This window comes from Hymenobacter metallilatus (assembly GCF_003944705.1).
GTDB classification, from domain to species: Bacteria; Bacteroidota; Bacteroidia; order Cytophagales; family Hymenobacteraceae; genus Hymenobacter; species Hymenobacter metallilatus.
In genome coordinates this window covers 184,685-201,201 of record NZ_RWIS01000001.1, presented here as the reverse complement: position 1 = coordinate 201,201, position 16,517 = coordinate 184,685, and the positions used below count along the sequence as shown (strand labels likewise).

14 protein-coding genes are annotated in these 16,517 nt (G+C 56.4%); 8 read left to right on the top strand and 6 right to left on the bottom strand.

The genetic code is table 11. The features are described 5' to 3' along the window. The 3 genes from EI290_RS00745 (at position 1) to EI290_RS00735 (ending at position 2,797) form a co-directional block, all read left to right on the top strand. Positions 1–606 (top strand): DUF4276 family protein, encoded by a 606-nt coding sequence (locus EI290_RS00745; RefSeq protein WP_125425645.1) that lies wholly within the window; start codon positions 1–3, stop codon positions 604–606. A 320-nt stretch (positions 607–926) separates the two neighbouring features. Then, on the top strand, positions 927–2,057 hold the full coding sequence (locus EI290_RS00740; protein ID WP_125425643.1) for an AAA family ATPase: 1,131 nt from the start codon (positions 927–929) through the stop codon (positions 2,055–2,057). A gap of 11 nt (positions 2,058–2,068) precedes the next feature. After that, positions 2,069–2,797 (top strand): DUF4435 domain-containing protein, encoded by a 729-nt coding sequence (locus tag EI290_RS00735; protein WP_125425641.1) that lies wholly within the window; start codon positions 2,069–2,071, stop codon positions 2,795–2,797. A gap of 115 nt (positions 2,798–2,912) precedes the next feature. Here EI290_RS00735 and mfd read toward each other — a convergent pair whose 3' ends face one another. Then, the gene (gene mfd / locus EI290_RS00730) at positions 2,913–6,431 is read right to left on the bottom strand and encodes a transcription-repair coupling factor (protein WP_394343519.1); all 3,519 of its coding nucleotides are present in this window, start codon (positions 6,429–6,431) and stop codon (positions 2,913–2,915) included. 367 nt (positions 6,432–6,798) lie between these two features. On the opposite strand from mfd, the gene EI290_RS00725 reads away from it, so the two are divergent. From EI290_RS00725 to EI290_RS00715, 3 genes are all read left to right on the top strand, one after another. Beyond that, entirely contained in the window at positions 6,799–7,011 is a 213-nt protein-coding gene (locus EI290_RS00725) for a hypothetical protein (protein WP_125425639.1), read from the top strand. A 187-nt stretch (positions 7,012–7,198) separates the two neighbouring features. Beyond that, entirely contained in the window at positions 7,199–7,939 is a 741-nt protein-coding gene (locus EI290_RS00720) for a metal-dependent hydrolase (RefSeq protein ID WP_185816778.1), read from the top strand. Between the two features lie 639 nt (positions 7,940–8,578). Next, complete coding sequence (locus EI290_RS00715; protein ID WP_317127446.1) at positions 8,579–9,568, top strand: NYN domain-containing protein; 990 nt, start codon at positions 8,579–8,581, stop codon at positions 9,566–9,568. 104 nt (positions 9,569–9,672) lie between these two features. On the opposite strand, the gene EI290_RS00710 is transcribed toward EI290_RS00715, so the two are convergent. Together EI290_RS00710 and EI290_RS00705 are read right to left on the bottom strand one after the other, a co-directional pair. Next, the gene (locus EI290_RS00710) at positions 9,673–10,152 is read right to left on the bottom strand and encodes a PaaI family thioesterase (RefSeq protein ID WP_125425633.1); all 480 of its coding nucleotides are present in this window, start codon (positions 10,150–10,152) and stop codon (positions 9,673–9,675) included. 121 nt (positions 10,153–10,273) lie between these two features. After that, entirely contained in the window at positions 10,274–10,714 is a 441-nt protein-coding gene (locus tag EI290_RS00705) for a GNAT family N-acetyltransferase (protein ID WP_125425631.1), read from the bottom strand. A gap of 143 nt (positions 10,715–10,857) precedes the next feature. On the opposite strand from EI290_RS00705, the gene EI290_RS00700 reads away from it, so the two are divergent. Both EI290_RS00700 and EI290_RS00695 read left to right on the top strand, forming a co-directional pair. Continuing rightward, a complete protein-coding gene (locus tag EI290_RS00700; protein WP_125425629.1) occupies positions 10,858–11,349 on the top strand; it encodes a YajQ family cyclic di-GMP-binding protein in 492 nt (163 codons plus the stop codon). 102 nt (positions 11,350–11,451) lie between these two features. Further along, the gene (locus tag EI290_RS00695; RefSeq protein ID WP_246008808.1) at positions 11,452–12,219 is read left to right on the top strand and encodes a TerC family protein; all 768 of its coding nucleotides are present in this window, start codon (positions 11,452–11,454) and stop codon (positions 12,217–12,219) included. Between the two features lie 127 nt (positions 12,220–12,346). Here the strand turns inward: EI290_RS00695 and EI290_RS00690 are convergent, their stop codons facing one another. The 3 genes from EI290_RS00690 to EI290_RS00680 all read right to left on the bottom strand — a co-directional run bounded on the left by EI290_RS00690 (position 12,347) and on the right by EI290_RS00680 (position 16,351). Continuing rightward, positions 12,347–12,760, bottom strand: coding sequence for a hypothetical protein (locus tag EI290_RS00690; RefSeq protein ID WP_125425627.1), 414 nt, complete (start codon positions 12,758–12,760; stop codon positions 12,347–12,349). Between the two features lie 209 nt (positions 12,761–12,969). After that, positions 12,970–15,651: a T9SS-dependent M36 family metallopeptidase gene (locus tag EI290_RS00685; RefSeq protein ID WP_125425625.1), complete on the bottom strand. Its 2,682-nt coding sequence runs from the start codon at positions 15,649–15,651 to the stop codon at positions 12,970–12,972. A 151-nt stretch (positions 15,652–15,802) separates the two neighbouring features. Then, a complete protein-coding gene (locus tag EI290_RS00680; RefSeq protein WP_125425623.1) occupies positions 15,803–16,351 on the bottom strand; it encodes an RNA methyltransferase in 549 nt (182 codons plus the stop codon). Positions 16,352–16,517 lie beyond the last annotated feature (166 nt).

Here is a 16,517-nt window from a genome sequence, read left to right as displayed (position 1 = left end):
ATGCGGGTCGAATTTCTGTTGGAAGAAGAGTCGGCGGCAGCAGCGTTGAAAATCCTGGTGCCGAAGCTCCTGCCGGCGCAGTACGTTGCCCGGTTCCGGGTGTTTGAGGGCTGCGCCGATTTGCTGCATCAACTCACGGACCTGCTGAGAGGCTACCGCCGTCGGATCAGTCAGCCCGGCCAGCAGGATCTGCGCATTGTGGTATTACTGGACGCGGATGGTATTGCCGCCCGCCGACTGGCTGAAATGGAAGCCTCGGCGGCTACGGCGGGGCTATTGAGCTACGCTCAGGCACCCGCCGGGCAGGTGTTTTATGTGCTGAATGCCTTGGCGGTGCAGGAGCTGGAAGCCTGGTTCCTGGGCGACCGGCAGGCTATTCAGACGGCTTACCCGCGGGTACACGCTCATCACTTTAGCGGATTGCCCGCTGACCCTGATACCATTCCCGATGCATGGGAAACCCTGCTTCGGGTACTACAGAAAGCAGATGCCCGGGCTACCAAAGGCAAAGTGAAATGGGCGGAATCCATTGCGCCACACCTGGATATACCGGCCAATAAGTCGCCAAGCTTTCAGTATTTCTGCCAGGGTCTGACGCAACTGTAACGCCCCCTTACCCGGTGGCACCGCCTGCTGCCCCCGTGACAAGGGCCGCTGACCAGATGACAACGCCCGGTGGTGGGCTGACAAGCCGTGCTAACCGGGTGGCATCCGCTGGTGACGGAGGCGCAACGCCCTCAGCCCGCCGCCGCAGAGGCTGGAGCAGCGGCGAGGCTGAGGTGAAGTCTAATTTAGATCCTGCTTACAGTCATAATAGATTCGTTGGAGATGGTGTTGCAAGTATGTAGCTTTGACCAGTGCCTAGCTATGCATTTGCTAGTGAGGAGTAAAGAGAAATTGCAAATAATTCAATTTTTTTTGAAGCAATGATAAAAAGTCTGAAAGTAGAAAGTTTGAATGGCAAATTAAATCTTGATTTAAGATTTAATCATGATTTAAATATATTAACAGGTAAAAATGGTACTGGAAAAACAACTATACTTAAATTAATATGGTATTTAAATGCTGGATATTTTTCTCAAATATTTACAGAAATAACATTTGAAAAAATTGAGTTTAATACTGATTCAAATTATGTTAGGATATATAAAAACTCTAATAATGAAAAAAATATTAAAAATGAATTCGATTATACGGTTGTTGTTAATGATGCAAAATATGATTTTGGCAAAGAGCCTTTGTCTGAGATGATTAGATATGGAAGAGATAATGGATTTTTATCAGATATTTTACGTGAAACCCAGTCTTCGCTTTTCTTTCCAACGTTCAGGAGAATTGAGGGGGGATTTGCTATTGAAAGAAATAGACACGATGATGTTTATGGTGGTAGATATAATCTAAAAGAATCTCTATCTAATATATCAGAAAGATTGTCAAACAATAATCATAAATTTATTGCTTCATTATCAACTGAAGATTTGACTATTTTAATAACAAAAAAATATGCTGAAATAACTGAAATAGTTAATTCGCTTCAAAAAAGACATTCTGATTCAATTATTGATAGAATCAGGAAACGAAAATATGGTGATGTAACAGAAGATACCAAGATTTTAGAATCAATTAAAAGGGATATTGAGCAAATGGAAGTTAATAGAATGGACTATTACAAATCATTTACCGCAATGTCTAGTATAATTGCTAAGGTTTTTGGAAATAAGGGAATAAAAATAAAGAATTTAAAAATAGGTATTGGGGATATTAGCAATGCTATTTCATCCGAGAAACTCTCTGCTGGTGAAAAGCAGATGCTAAGTTTTTTATGTTACAACACATTCAATATAAATCATGCTATATTCATCGATGAGCCTGAACTGAGTTTGCATCCAGATTGGCAGCGAATTCTTGTTCCTGTTTTGATGAAACAAGAAAGCAGCAATCAATTCTTTATGGCAACGCATAGTCCATTTATCTATGCTAGATTTCCTGACAAAGAAATTATTGTTGATGATGACAAAGGTGATGAAGAATTGATTGAAGATTTTGTTACGTTATAAATAACTGTGTAATGAAGTCTTTGACAGAAGAAGAATTGGTTCAAACTCTTGTGCGCTCTGCTCTGCCTACTGTTATTATTGAAGGGAAGGATGATGCTGTAATATATAGATGGATGGAAGAGGAGGAAGGTGTGGGTAGATTAAATTTTCTTTCGTGTGGTGGAAGGGATATGGTTCTAAAATTATATGATAGACGAAGCGAATTTAGTCATATTAAGACGGCATTTGTTGCTGATTTAGATGCATATTTATACACTGGGGTGCCTATTGAGTATTCTGATATAGTATGGACAAATGGATATAGCATAGAGAATGATTTATATTATGGAAGAGGTATAGAATCAATGCTCAATGCTAATGAGAGAATAGCATTCTGTACTTCTATAAATAATTTTATTAAGTATTATGGATTTGAATTTGAAAATTGTATAAATGAAAACGAATGCTGTTTTAGATATCATCCTAATCAAATATTAGATGATAACCACGCTTTAGAAGTTGGTTTTTTAACAAAAGTAGGATACATAAACCCAAACGCTGGAACGGTCAATCATATATTGAGTTCATATGACACTATGATAAGAGGGAAGACCTTGTTTGCTCTCATTTTAAGGCATTTATCTGGGTCTGATCGTTCAATTAAGTACTCTAAGTGGAATTTACTTGAAATATGCTTTAGGGTCTATAGGAGTGTTATGATTGATGACATACGTAATCGTATTATGCTTAAAATGGCATAGGTAAAAAGTGTGAGTTACATGTAGTCTAGGACCAATTAGAGGAAGGGACATGAAACGGACACGGGCGGACATCATGTCCGTCCGTGTCCGTTTCATGTCCGCCCGTGTCCCCGCGCTACACCCCCACCGTCTCCTCACTCACCAGCTCACTCAGAATCCGTTTGGCGGCTTGGACGCTTTTCACGTCTTCGAAGGAGATGATGAGCTGTTCTTTGCGCTCCTTCATGGAGGCGGAGCGCGGGTGAGTCTGCACGTAGCTGAGGATGTTGCCGAAGGTAGCGCCTTGGAAGTAGGGCTCGTTGTTGGTGGCCGGGATGAAGCCTTTGAGCAGGTTCTTCTTGAGCGTGAGCTTCTCGAAGCCCGCCTGGCAGGCCAGCCAGCGCAGGCGCACGATGTCGGCGAGCTGCTCCACCTCCGCAGGCAGCGGCCCGAAGCGGTCCACGATGCCGGTGAGCAGCTTGCGCAGCTCCTCGGCGGTTGCGGCCCGATCGAGCTTGCTGTAGAGCTGCAGGCGCTCTGAGACGCTGCTCACGTAGCGGTCCGGAATGAGCACCTGCAAATCGGTTTCGATGTTGCACTCCTTGGGGCGGCCGGTGCCGGCGGCCTGCTGCAGGCGCTGGGTGGGGTCGCCGAGGAACAGGTCGCGGAACTCGGTTTCCTTGAGCTCCTGCACGGCCTCGTCGAGAATCTGGTGGTAGGTTTCGAAGCCCAGGTCGTTGATGAAGCCCGACTGCTCGCCGCCCAGCAGGTTGCCCGCGCCCCGGATGTCCAGGTCGCGCATGGCCACGTTGAAGCCCGCGCCCAGGTCCGAGAATTCCTCCAGGGTGCTTAGGCGCTTGCGGGCGTCGGAGGGCAGGCCGGCCACCGGGGGCGTGAGCAGGTAGCAGTAGGCCTTTTTGTTGGAGCGGCCCACCCGGCCCCGCATCTGGTGCAGGTCGGAGAGGCCGTGCATGTGGGCGCGGTTGATGATGATGGTGTTGGCGTTGGCAATATCGAGGCCCGACTCGATGAGGGTGGTGGCCACCAGCACGTCGTAGTCGCCGTCCACGAACTTCATCATGCGCTTTTCCAGCAGGTCGCCGTCCATCTGCCCGTGCACGTAGGTCACGCGGGCATCGGGCACGAGGCGCAGAATCATGCTGGCCTGCTCCTCAATGTCCTTCACGCGGTTGTGCACGAAAAACACCTGCCCGCCCCGCTTCAGCTCCCGCGACACGGCGTCGCGGATCAGCAGCTCATCGAACACGTGCAGCTCCGTCTGCACCGGCTGGCGGTTGGGCGGGGGCGTGGCAATCACGCTCAGGTCGCGGGCGCCCATCAGCGAGAAGTGCAGGGTGCGCGGAATGGGCGTGGCCGAGAGCGTGAGCGTGTCCACGTTCACCTTGATTTCCTTGAGCTTGTCCTTGGTTTTCACCCCGAACTTCTGCTCCTCGTCAATCACCAGCAGGCCCAGGTCCTTGAACTGCACGTCCTTGTTGGTGAGGCGGTGAGTGCCGATGAGGATGTCGGTTTTGCCGTCGGCCACCCGGCCCAGGGTTTCCTTGATCTGCTTGGTGGTTTTGAAGCGGTTCACGTACTCCACCGTCACGGGCAGGTTGCCGAGCCGCTCCCGGAAGGTTTTGTAGTGCTGCATGGCCAGAATGGTGGTGGGCACCAGCACGGCCACCTGCTTGCCATCGGCCACGGCCTTGAAGGCGGCCCGGATGGCCACCTCGGTCTTGCCGAAGCCCACGTCGCCGCACACGAGGCGGTCCATGGGGTGGGGCACTTCCATGTCGCGCTTCACGTCCTCGGTGGCCTTGGCCTGGTCGGGGGTGTCCTCGTAGATAAAGCTCGATTCCAGCTCGGCCTGCATAAAGGAGTCGTGGGCGAAGGCGTGGCCGGGCGCGGTTTTGCGCTTGGCATACAGCCGGATCAGCTCGGCCGCAATGTCCTTCACCTTCTTCTTAACCGATTTCTTCTTGTTTTCCCACTCCGGCGAGCCCAGCTTGCTCATGGTGGGCGGCGTGCCTTCGGCGCCGCTGTACTTGGCAATCTTGTGCAGGGCGTGGATGCTGACGGTCAGCACGTCGTCGTCGCGGTACACCAGCCGGATGGCCTCCTGCAGCCGGTCGTTGATTTCCACCTGCGTGAGGCCGGCGAAGCGAGCAATGCCGTAGTCCTGGTGCACCACGTAGTCGCCCGGAACAAGCGTCCTCAATTCCTTTAGCGTAAGGGCCTTTTTCTTGGAGAACTTGCGCGTCTCCTGGGCCCGGTAGAACCGCTCAAACAGCTGGTGGTCGGTGTAGACGACCAGCCGCAGCGTTTCGTCGATGAACCCCTCGCGCAGCCCCAGCAGCAGGTGCTGAAACTGCACGTTGTTGTCCAGCTCGTCGAAGATGGTGCGCAGGCGGTCGGCCTGGCGGACCTGCTCGGCGGCAATGATGTTGGTGTAGCCCTTGCTCTGGTTGTCGTGCAGGTTCTTCACAATGCGGTTGAAGTCCTTGCCGAAGCTGGGCTGGGGCTTGGCGCTGAACTGGAACTCCTCCGCGCCGGTCTTGAAGTGGAACCGTTTGCCGAACTCCACCACGGCAAAGCCCTCCAGCAGCTTGCGCAGCGTCTTGGCCGACTCAAACAACTCGGCCGGCTTGCTCACCACCTGGGTGCCGCCCGCCACGGCCAGCAGCTCCTGGAAGCCTGCCTCGGCCTTGTCGAAGTACTCGTCCACTACGTCCAGGGTCTGGCGCACGTCCTTGGCCCAGATGGCGGTATTCTTAGGAATAAACTCCAGAAACGCCTCCCGCGTCTCCTGCAGCAGCTTGGTCTGCACGTTCGGAATGATGCTCACCTGCTGCCGCTTCTCCACGGAAAGCTGGCTTTCGGGGTCAAACGTGCGAATCGTCTCCACCTCATCCCCGAACAGCTCGATGCGGTAGGGCAGCTCGTTGGCGTAGCTGAAAATATCCACAATGCCCCCGCGCACGGCAAACTGCCCGGCCTCGTACACAAAGTCGCTCCGCTCGAAGTCGTACTCCGCCAGCATGTCGCTCACGAAGTTCACGTCCAGCCTGTCGCCCACTTTCACCAGAAACGTGTTGGCCACCAGGCTTTTCTTGTTGATTACCTTCTCGAACAGGGCCTCGGGGTAGGTGACGATGAGCACGCCGGCCGTTTCCTTGGCGCTGGCCTTGCCGCGCTTTTTGTCCTTGGTTCCGGTGGAGTCGGCTGCGTCGTCGGCAGCCTGCTCGGCGGTGGTTTTGGGGCCACGGTGCGAGTTCAGCTTGTTCAACACCTCGGCCCGCATCAGCACATTGGCGTTTTCCGTCTCATCGAAGCTGTAGGGGCGCTTGTAGGAGGTCGGGAACAGCAGCGGCTCCTCTTCGGGCAGTAGGTGCTGCAGGTCGGCCAGGAAGTAGGCGGCCTCGTCCCGGTCGTGCAAGACGAACAGGTGGTGCTGGTCGGGGTACTCCTGGTGTACGGCGGCGGCCAGCACGGCGTCCTGGGAGCCCACCAGTCCCTTCAGGTGCAGGCGCACGGGCGCTTCGGTTTTGTCGGCGGGCTTCAGCGAGTGGCGGGTAGCCGGATTCAGGCGGGCACCCAGCGTCATGCCGGTGGGGTCGAGGGCGTAGAGCTTCAGTAAATCAGAAACCTTCAAAACAAATAGCAGCTAGAGGAGGAGGCAAAGGTAGAAGCCCGGCCGAATGAATATCCGGTCGGGCGAGGCTGAAACCGAGAGGCAGCAGATGAAGCCGCGGATGCCACGGATTCGTGCTGATAAACGCGGAAAAGGCTGAAATAAAACAGCGGGATGGGTAGCTAACAGGACCAAGCGGCCCTGCCTACTCTCTGTCATCAGCTGTGTTCAGAACAAATCTGCGGTATCTGCGGGTGTAGCTGCCGCCTCTCGGTTTTCAATACCGCTCCCGCACCGTTAAAGTTTCCGACACTTTTCGGCATTACTGCCGTATCTTCCCATTCCCCACCCGCGCTAGTTCCTGTCTTTTCCGGCTTTGCCCCCCTCAATGACTACTTCCGCGACGAATTCTGCCCCCGATGAGTGGGACGACCTGCTCAACCACCTGCGCCACGTACGGGAGCAGGTGCAGCAGCATGGCCCCCTGCCCGACCACGAAAAGGCCGAGGCAATGGATGCTTTCCACCGCGGCCTGGCCCTGCTTGAAAACCAGGTGCGCGACATCCGGGGCAACCTGAAAGGCAGTTCCGGTAAGTGGTAAGCCAGGTGACTACCCCGTAAGGCAGTAACCTTCTGCTCCGGGTTCTACCGGTCCGGCTGTGTTACACCAACGGCTGGGTACCTTGCTGTCCGGGCTTTCTGCCGCAGCCGGGAATTTCCCGGCCACCTGCCCGGTATTGCTGCCGCCGTTGGTATCTTCGCTGTTTCTGCTTTTACCTCTGTCGTCAGTGCGCGGTTCTTCTCATTTGGCCATTGGCCTGATTACCGGCGTAGCCGTGGCCGGCCTGGTGCCGGGCGTCCCGTTTTCCCCGGCTGGTATTGCCCTGGCGGGTTTTTCCGCCCTGGCCCCCGACCTGGACCACCCAGGCTCTCGCCTCAGCAAGCGCCTGGGCTTTGCCCAGAATTACGTGCGCTGGGCATTTATCGTGGTGGCCGCTGTTCTGGCCCTCTACACCCACTTTCAACTCCCCCCCGGCCCCGACCGGCGCATGGGTTTCACGGCAGCCCTGGCATTTGGGCTAATCGGGGCGGCCATGCAGGGCGATTCTACCCGCAAGCTGGCCTTATTGTTCACGGGGCTTTGCACGGTAGTGGCGGGCCTGTACACGGGGTATGTGTGGCTGAGTATGCTGGGCTGCTTTGTGGCCGTGGCCCCTTTTACCGCCCACCGCTCCTGGACGCATACACTCTGGGCCGCCGGCCTCTGGACCTATATCGGTCATCTGGCCAACCAGAGCCTGGGCTGGCATGGGGTAGCGCTATTTGCCGGGGGAGGCTACCTCTCCCACCTGTTAGCCGATACGCTCACCAAAGCCGGCGTAAAATGGTTTCGCCCCCTTAGCGACGCATGTCTGAAAATTCCATTGATCCGGACCGGCTCCCGCAGCGGTAACCTGCTCGAAGTGGGCATCTGTATTGGGTATGCCCTGCTGATACTGGGAGCCTTACTTGGCAGAATGAAGTTTTAGACTAATTCTAAAAAGACAGCAATTCGTATATTTGCTATGCAGTCTTCGGTAAAGAAAAGCGTCTGTTGGTCTGTGGTTGGAAGGATTTAAGCCAATAAAACCTCAGGTCGGCCGAATATCCCATTTGGCAGAGCGGTTTTCTGATACATTTGATGAGCTACCTACGTGGAGTAGCGTTCCAGTTTTTGGACTTAATGGGGAAGCTCGACAGTTAAAACCCGAATCGGCTTCTGTTCTCCTTTTCAATATTTTTTATACTAATCCCATGCAGTTTGCACTCTGTAAATTCGTATAAAAGATAGATATCATTTAATATTGTGATGAAGAATTACTTTATAAAAACAGGAGAAAAGACAGGCAGTGCGCTCATTTTGAGTGGTAAGGCTTCGGGCTTCACGTACTACTCATGCAGTACGTGCTTTTTGCGCCCCAGAAACCTGCTTTCGGTAGTGTCGTTGGTCGAGGTATCACATGATCATGTGATAAATTAATCGGTTCAATGGATTATAACAATACCGTAAGTTTAACAACTAGTATCTTTGACCGGCCCCAGCTACCTATTGGGCCATACCGAACCAACATACCCGCTCTTACTCACACACACCTTTTTGCGCTCAAACCGTTTCTTGTATGAACCAGATGAATAGCCCCCTGATCAGGATCGGCGTCTTCTACGACGGCAATTATTTCCTGAAAATCAGTGATTACTACTACTTCCAGCATGATCGTAAGGCCCGTATAAGCCTGGAAGGCCTCCATGAATTTATCCGCCATCAGGTAGCTGAAGAAGAAGACGTAGACGTACGTCTGAGCCAGATTATCGATGCGCACTTCTTCCGGGGCCGCCTCTCCGCTACGGAAGCCCGCGACAAGGACCGTCTGTTTCACGACCGGCTGCTCGACGATATTCTGATGAATATGGGTATCCAGACCCACTACATGCCCCTGAAAACCCGTGATGGTCGTTTGCAGGAAAAAGGCATTGATGTGTGGCTGTCCCTGGAAGCCCTGGAACTGGCCATCCACAAAAGCTTTGATGTGGTGGTGCTCATTGCCGGCGACTCTGATTATGCCCCCCTCATCAAGAAACTCAATACGGTAGGCACCCGCGTGATGCTGCTGAACTGGGACTTCAAATACACGGACTTCAAAGGCGAGAACCGCGTTACCCGTGCCTCGCAGCAGCTTCTGGATCAGGCCACCTACCCGGTACAGATGCACGACATCATTGATCAGGGCCTGAGCAGCGGCGACGAGCTGATTGAAACCATGTTCGTGAATACGCCCGAGCCTGCTGCCTATCCCACCGTGAAGCCCGTACGCCCCACCGGCCCTACGGCTGCCGGTCCGGTGGGCACGGTAGGCATCAGCACCATCAAGAACCTGAAAAATGGCTTTGGCTTTGTGGTGATGCCCCCCAACAACCTGTTCTTCAGCTACGCCGATATGGCGGAAGGAGACTTCAATGAGCTGCGGGAAGGCGACTGGGTGGAATTCACCGTGGGCCGCAACCACCGCGACGAAGACTGTGCCCGCAACGTGCGCAAGGTAGAAGCGCCCGAAATGGACGAGAACGACGAGTACGACCAGCACGAGCACGAATCGGCTGACTCGCCCGAACGACTGTAACCCTTTCATACCCCAGGTTCGGTAGTTGCAAAGCCGCCGGGAGCCCGCTACTGCGGGCCACCCGGCGGCTTTTTTATGGGGGAGTAGCGGGTAACCGTTACCCCTTACTCGCTACTCTCCTCCCCAGGGAACAGCAGGTCGTGAAAGTCCCGTTTGGTAGCGGGGTAGCGGTTAAAAGTCCCCATGCCCCGGGCCACTACCAGATTGTCGCGGGTGGGGCAGGTAATGACTGCGCTGCTTACTACCAGGGTTTTGCCGCTGTGCTCCACTACGCCGTGTGCCACCAGGTGGTCGTGCAGGCGTACCGGATGCAGGTAGTTAATCTTGAACTCCACGGTAGATACCAGTTCCCCTGCCGTAAACGCCAGGGACAGTGCCGCCGCGCCCAGGGTGGAATCCATGAGGCCGGCCAGCACCCCACCGTGGCAGGTGCCGGGGGAGGAGAGGTGCTCGTCGCGGATGGTCATGGTGTAGCGCACGTCGCCGGGCCGGGTGAGCAGCAGCTCCATGCCGTTGGCCCGGCCGTAATGGTTGATGGTGTTATAAATAGCCACCAGGGTAGCGGCATCGGGTAGTTGTTCCATGAACGAGGGGGGAAGAGACAAGGCGGCAGACGGGCCGGAAAAGTAGCTACTTTCAGCAAAAAACCGGTGCCTGGTACGGGCCCATTGGGTGTGGGTGGGCGCGGTACCGGCAGCCAGCGCCTCACGTAAGCTCCTTGCGCATCAGAAAATGCGGAATGCTGCCAAACAGCGTGTGCGAAGGTGCCACCACCGTGTAGCCCAGCCGCGCATAGAACGGTACGGCCGCTTGGCGGGCGTGGAGCAGCAGCTCGGTAAGACCCTGCTGCCAGGCCGCCGCCTCCAGGTATTCCAGTACCTGCCGGCCCACGCCCCGGCCCTGCCACGCCGGATGTACCGCCATAAACCGCAGCTGCCCCTGGCCCGGCCCGGAAGGATGCAGCCGGCCCACGCCCAAAGCATAGCCCTCGGGAGCCAGCAACAGGGCGTGCGTGGTGGTGGGGGCCGCATCGTCGGGGGCGCGCTCCGAGCCGGGCGGCTGCTGCCAGGGCTGGCGTAGCACGGTGTAGCGCAGGTGGTAGTAGGCGTCCCACTCGGGGGGTGTTTGGGGGCTACCGATGGGCATGGAAGCAGGAGGTAAGAGGTAGTACGGCGGAAAACCGGTAAGTAACGTACAATTCCGGCGCGGGCGGCTCCCCGTATCTTCCCCTCCTTATCTTTGGCGCCCCAAACAGCCTGATTTCGACCCCTGATTTTTCTCTCTTTCCCATGGCATCTTTCGACATTGTGAGCAAAGTAGATCCGCAAACCCTGGAAAATGCGGTAAATACGGCCAAAAAAGAACTACAGACCCGCTACGACCTGCGCGACACCAAAGGCGGCATTGAGCTGGACAAAAAAGCCAACACCATCCTGCTCACTTCCGAAAACTCCATGCGGGTGCAGGCCCTGGAAAACATCCTGCTGGGCCGCATCGTGAAGCAGGGCATTGACGGTACGGCCCTGGATTTTTCGGCCGAGGAGCAGCCCAGCGGAGCCCTGGTAAAGAAGGTAGTGAAAGTGCGGGCCGGCGTGGATAAGGAAGTCGGCCGCAAAGTTATCAAGGCCATTAAGGACGCGAAAGTGAAGGTGGAGGCCCAGATGCAGGACGACCAGATTCGGGTAACGGCCAAGAAGATTGACGACCTGCAGGCGGCCATTGCGGCCGTGCGCCAGGCCAGCATCGGCCAGCCCCTGCAGTTCGTGAACATGAAATCATAAATGTGGAAAATGCAGGAAAAGATGCAAATGGCCGGGGCCTGGCTTATCCTTTCCTTTTCTGCATTGTCCGCATTCTGACACCTTCACCACATTCCAACCGCCGTGTTCGACCTTTCCGTTTTTTCCAACCCGCAAACCTGGGTGAGCCTGCTGACGCTCACGTTCATGGAAATCGTGTTGGGCATCGACAATATCATCTTCATTTCCATTATTGTAAACCGGCTGCCGCCGCAGCTGCAGAAGCGGGGGCGCAGCATAGGCTTAGTGCTGGCGCTGTTGTGCCGCATCGGGCTGCTGCTCAGCATTAGCTGGATTGTGGGGTTGAAGGCGCCGCTGTTTCACCTGGATATTCCCTGGGCCGACCATGACTTCGGCGTAACCGGCCGGGACCTGATTCTGCTGGCGGGCGGCCTGTTCCTGATTGGCAAAAGCACTACCGAAATTCATACCAAGCTGCAAGGTGAAGAGGAGCACGAGGCTGGTGGTAAAGGCGGCGCCTCCATGGGTAGCATCATCTTCCAGATTATCCTTATCGACATTGTGTTCAGCTTCGACTCCATCCTGACGGCCGTGGGCCTGGTGGATAACGTGCTGATTATGATTCTGGCCGTGGTGCTGTCGATGGGCGTGATGCTGGTTTTCTCCGGTGTAGTAGCCGATTTCGTCAACAAGAACCCCACCATCAAGATGCTGGCCCTGTCCTTCCTGATTATGATTGGGGTAATGCTGGTGATGGAGGCTTTCCACAAGGAAATCGAGAAGGGTTACATCTACTTCGCCATGTTCTTCTCCTTGATTGTGGAAGTGCTGAATATGCGCCTGCGCAAGAAGACCGCGCCCGTACACCTACGCGACTCCCAGTACGACTAAGCCGCGGCAACTCCAGCCGCCAATAAGCAGCAAGGCCCGCAACCATCGTTGCGGGCCTTGCTGCTTATTGCCTCCTGACCCCAACGTGGCGCCAGCCGGAGGTGCCGGGTGGGCACTGGGGTGGGGCTTAAGGCGTACCACTCAGCTCGGCTACCGTGGCGGCCTGGTCCTGCACGCGGCGGCTGGCCAGCTCCAGTATGCGGCGGTTCAGCTCGGGGCGGTGTTGCTGGTAGAGGTGTAGCTCGGGTTCCGTAAACTGGCCCAGCACCAGCCCTACCACCAGGTAGCGCAGCTTGGTGTTGCGGCTCAGCAGTTCCGCCAGCAGCCGCTGCCGCTCGGTACTGCCCGCAGCACCTAGCGGCACATGATGGTCACGCACAAAATCGGCTACCACCGCAAGCAGCAGCTGGTTTTGCAGCTTCAGGAGCGGGCGTAGGGTGATGTGCAGGAAACGGGCAACCGGCGTATCGTCAGCGGTTACGGAAACGGGTAGGGCAGGCCGCAGGGCCAGTAAGGCTGCATCGGAGCGGGTAACATCCATGAGGAAACAGGTAAGTAGTCGGAGGTTGTATACGAGTACGGGCCCGCGCCGCCGGACGGTGCCTGGCCGGTTGCGTGAAATATCTAATTCAGCCCGCCTCCAGCCGATATCCTTGCGCCCCGCCAACCGCTGGCCCAAGCACCAACAGAAACCCCCGTCCGGCGTAATGCCGGGCGGGGGTTTCTGTTGGTGCTTGGGCTAACAGCCGCTTAGTGCTGCACAACCACTTTTTTGGTGATAATGCCTTCCGAGGTAGTCAGGCGCACGAGGTACACGCCCCCGGCCACCTTGCTGGTGTTCAGCACTACGCCTTCCTGCTGTAGGCGGGCAGCCGGCACCTGTTGGGTGCTCACCCGCTGACCCAGCAACGACACCAGTTCCACCTGTACCGGGGCCGAGCTACCTACCTGCGTGCGAACCAGCACCTGGCCGTTGGCCGGGTTCGGGTACACTTCCAGCAGCTTTTCGCTGAGCTGCTTGGTGCTGCTCAGCACGGCTGGCAGGTCATAGGCTGCTATTTGGTCGGTGAGGCTGTTGGCGCTGCCTTGGCGGGCACTGAAGCCCATGCCCCGGCGGGCAAACACGCGCCAGATAACGGCCGAGTTGGCAGCGCGGTTGTTAATGGAATCAGCCTGCAGAATGGCGTTGCGGCCATCAATGAAACCAGGGTTGCACTTCTGCAGCTTGCAGCCATCCAGTACCAGCTGCAGGGCCACGTTGTTGCCGCCGGTAGCCGCTTTCAGGTCGGCGTTGTAGCCGTACTTATCAATCAGAGCCCAGTTCAGGTCCCAGAGCACTGCGGCCCATATTTCGCCAATATCGTGCACTTCGCTGTACTGGCCCGAGCCCGTACCAATGAAGGCGTAAGTGTGGTTGTTGAGGGCGAAGTTCGTGGTATAGGGCTTACGGCGAATACCGTCGCCGGTGGGAGCTTCAAATACAGCATAAGTTCCAACACCGCGGGGCGTAGCCCCTACGTCGCCGGGCTTGGTCGTCATCCAGAGGGCAAAGAAGTCGCTCCAGCCTTCGCCCATCTGCTCGGCGCTGCTCAGGCAGCTGGAGTTGCCGGGGCCACCCGTGAGGCGGTTGGAGATGCCGTGGCCGTACTCGTGGGCCACAATGCCATTATCGAAGTCCCCGTCGCGGTAGTACAGGCTGCTGCTGGCCGCAAAGGTAACCGTCTGGCCGGCCGCCAGTGCCGTCCGGATACGGTCTCCATCAGCCTTGCTGATGAAGATGGACGGAATACGGATACCAATCGAATCCGGGTCGGTACCGGCCATGGTTACCAGCGGGTTGTTCGGAATGCTGTCCATCACAATTACCATGCGGGCACCGGCATTCTGGGCATTCTTGATTTTGGAGGAGAAGTTGCACTTACCGCGCTGCACCAAAGCAATGTTGCCGCTGATGGCAGTAGCATTCACCAAAGGGTTGCAACCCCGGGCAGGGTTGGCCGAGCCGTCATTTGCCAGCACAATGTTGCCGGTAATAGGGCCTACCTGAGCCAGGGTACGGCCGTTGGCACCTTCCTGGGCGGTAATGCTGCCTGCCAGCGAAGCGGGGGCCGTAATGGCGAACGACTGCTCCTTGGCATCCCACAGGTACATCTGCATACGGGGGCGCGCACCATCTACGGGGGTAGAGAAGTTGGCGTTGTTCAGCTTGGCGGGTGTGGCGGCTGCGCCATCCTGGGCCTCTGCCTGTACGGGGTCGAAGCCCAGGGCCTGACCACCGTAGTTCTTGTACTGGAAGTTACCGCTTACTTCGTCGAAGCCTTTGCGGGCCATCACGTCGTGCATCATGTTGTTCCAGTAGAACAGGTTCACGACGGCTGCGTTCAGGTTGTTGGTGGCCGAAGCGGCCAGGGCGTTGTCAAAAGGAAAGTTGAATTCCAGGTTGGCACCGCCGTTGGGGCTCACGCTGCTGTTGGAGATGTACACGTTCCGGTTGGAGCGGTCATCGTAGGCGTGCACGTTGTTGCCGCGCGTAATAGTGTACTCCGCCCCGGTCACGCCATCAATGTCGTGCCAGCCGAACGGTGAGGCCGTGGCATCGGCCGGGTTGGCTACCAGCTGACGAGGACCATGCGAGGGGCTTTCGGTGGTGATGGGCCACACATTGTAGGTGTTGGCCGCCGTGGGCTTACCCGCGGTGGGGGCAGCTACCGGAGCCGCGCCCCGGGCATTGGCCGCCACTGCCTGGGCAATAGGCCGGGTCAGGGCCGAGGGGCTGAAGCTGTCGGAAATGGTGTAGTCGGTTTTATCCAGCAGCGCACCAGTAGCTGCGTCTACGCGGGCGTTCCAGTAGTGCTCCCCGTTGAGGGGGGCCAGCGTAACATCCCAGGCCAGCCGCAACGAGCCATCGGCCAGGGGCTGGTACATCAGCTTCACCGGAATCTTGTCCAGCGAAATACCGCCTTCGTTGAATTCCATACCCGAAGCCGGGGTGCCCGCTTTCCGTACTTCCAGGTTGCTGGGAGCCGGCAGCCCCAGGGCCTTCGCCGCTGCTGCTACGGCCTGTACTGCCGTCAGGGAGGGAGTAGCATTGCGCGCCTGCGCAGCCGCGTTGGTCAGGAAGCTGCTGTGCAGGCTGGCCACTTTGCCGGCCTGGTTAAAATGTACATCGGCTACGGCCCCGTACACTTCCACCCCCTGCACGCGCTGGCGCAGGTACACGTGCGTAATACCGTTGTGCTTATCCGTGTACTGGCTGGTTACGGCCGCATCAGCTAAGTCGGTAGCCAGCAGACCCAGGCTGGCCTGGCGGGCTTTGAGGGCGTTCAGCGCCTGCTCCAGCGGCGCATTTTGTGCCGCCGCTAGTGCGGGCAGGGCCAGGAAGGCCGCTACTCCCAGCACCCGGGCACAGGGGAGGGTAAAGGTTGATTTCATTAACCGTGGGTAGAGGTGTGAAACGGAGGGGTCAACTATAAAAACGGGCTGCACAATGGGCAGCCCGTTTCAAATTTACGCAACATATGGCTGATTTTTTACAGAAATTTCTGCCGCAGCCCGGAAAAGATTGTCAGCTTTTCATTTTATGTCAATCATGTAGCTGGCTGCTGCTGGTTATTTTACTGATAAATTCCCACAGCACCACCCCGGCCGCCACGCTCACGTTCAGGCTGTGCTTGGTGCCAAACTGCGGAATTTCCACGGCCGCGTCGCACAGGGCCAGCACCTCATCATCCACCCCAAACACCTCGTTGCCCATCACCAGGGCGTAGGGCTGGTCGGGCGCTACCTGGAACTCGGGCAGGGGCACGCTGCCGGTGGTCTGCTCCACGGCCACCAACTGGTAGCCGGCCGCTTTCAGCTGCTGCAGCGCCTCCAGGGTAGTAGGCGCATATTCCCAAGCCACCGACTCAGTGGAACCCAGGGCCGTTTTGGTGATTTCGCGCTGGGGCGGGCGGCCCGTAATGCCGCAGAGCCACACTTTTTCCACCGCAAAGGCGTCGCAGGTGCGGAAGGCGGCCCCCACGTTGTGCAGGCTCCGCACGTTGTCGAGCACTAGGGTGAGGGGGAATTTTCGCGTATTTTTGAAGTCTGCCACCGTCAGCCGGTTCAGCTCTTCCATCGAAAGTTTGCGCATGAAACTGTAGCATAAGCTTTAGCCTGTGCCGGCGGTGAAGTGGACCGGAACGGAGCTAAAACGCAGTTGTATTCGTTCTGACGGCGCAAGCTAAAGCTTACGCTACACTTCCCCGTGAAAATCAAATCCGCCGACTCCACCAAAAAGCCCGTCCGCACGCATGGCT

What these genes read in the sequence shown, in the direction of transcription:
- EI290_RS00685 (WP_125425625.1), bottom strand. Translation starts at nt 15,651, where the DNA reads ATGAAATCAACCTTTACCCTCCCCTGTGCCCGGGTGCTGGGAGTAGCG.
- EI290_RS00725 (WP_125425639.1), top strand. Translation starts at nt 6,799, where the DNA reads ATGACTACTTCCGCGACGAATTCTGCCCCCGATGAGTGGGACGACCTG.
- EI290_RS00740 (WP_125425643.1), top strand. Translation starts at nt 927, where the DNA reads ATGATAAAAAGTCTGAAAGTAGAAAGTTTGAATGGCAAATTAAATCTT.
- EI290_RS00690 (WP_125425627.1), bottom strand. Translation starts at nt 12,760, where the DNA reads ATGGATGTTACCCGCTCCGATGCAGCCTTACTGGCCCTGCGGCCTGCC.
- EI290_RS00700 (WP_125425629.1), top strand. Translation starts at nt 10,858, where the DNA reads ATGGCATCTTTCGACATTGTGAGCAAAGTAGATCCGCAAACCCTGGAA.
- EI290_RS00715 (WP_317127446.1), top strand. Translation starts at nt 8,579, where the DNA reads ATGAATAGCCCCCTGATCAGGATCGGCGTCTTCTACGACGGCAATTAT.
- EI290_RS00705 (WP_125425631.1), bottom strand. Translation starts at nt 10,714, where the DNA reads ATGCCCATCGGTAGCCCCCAAACACCCCCCGAGTGGGACGCCTACTAC.
- EI290_RS00710 (WP_125425633.1), bottom strand. Translation starts at nt 10,152, where the DNA reads ATGGAACAACTACCCGATGCCGCTACCCTGGTGGCTATTTATAACACC.
- EI290_RS00680 (WP_125425623.1), bottom strand. Translation starts at nt 16,351, where the DNA reads ATGCGCAAACTTTCGATGGAAGAGCTGAACCGGCTGACGGTGGCAGAC.
- EI290_RS00745 (WP_125425645.1), top strand. Translation starts at nt 1, where the DNA reads ATGCGGGTCGAATTTCTGTTGGAAGAAGAGTCGGCGGCAGCAGCGTTG.
- EI290_RS00735 (WP_125425641.1), top strand. Translation starts at nt 2,069, where the DNA reads ATGAAGTCTTTGACAGAAGAAGAATTGGTTCAAACTCTTGTGCGCTCT.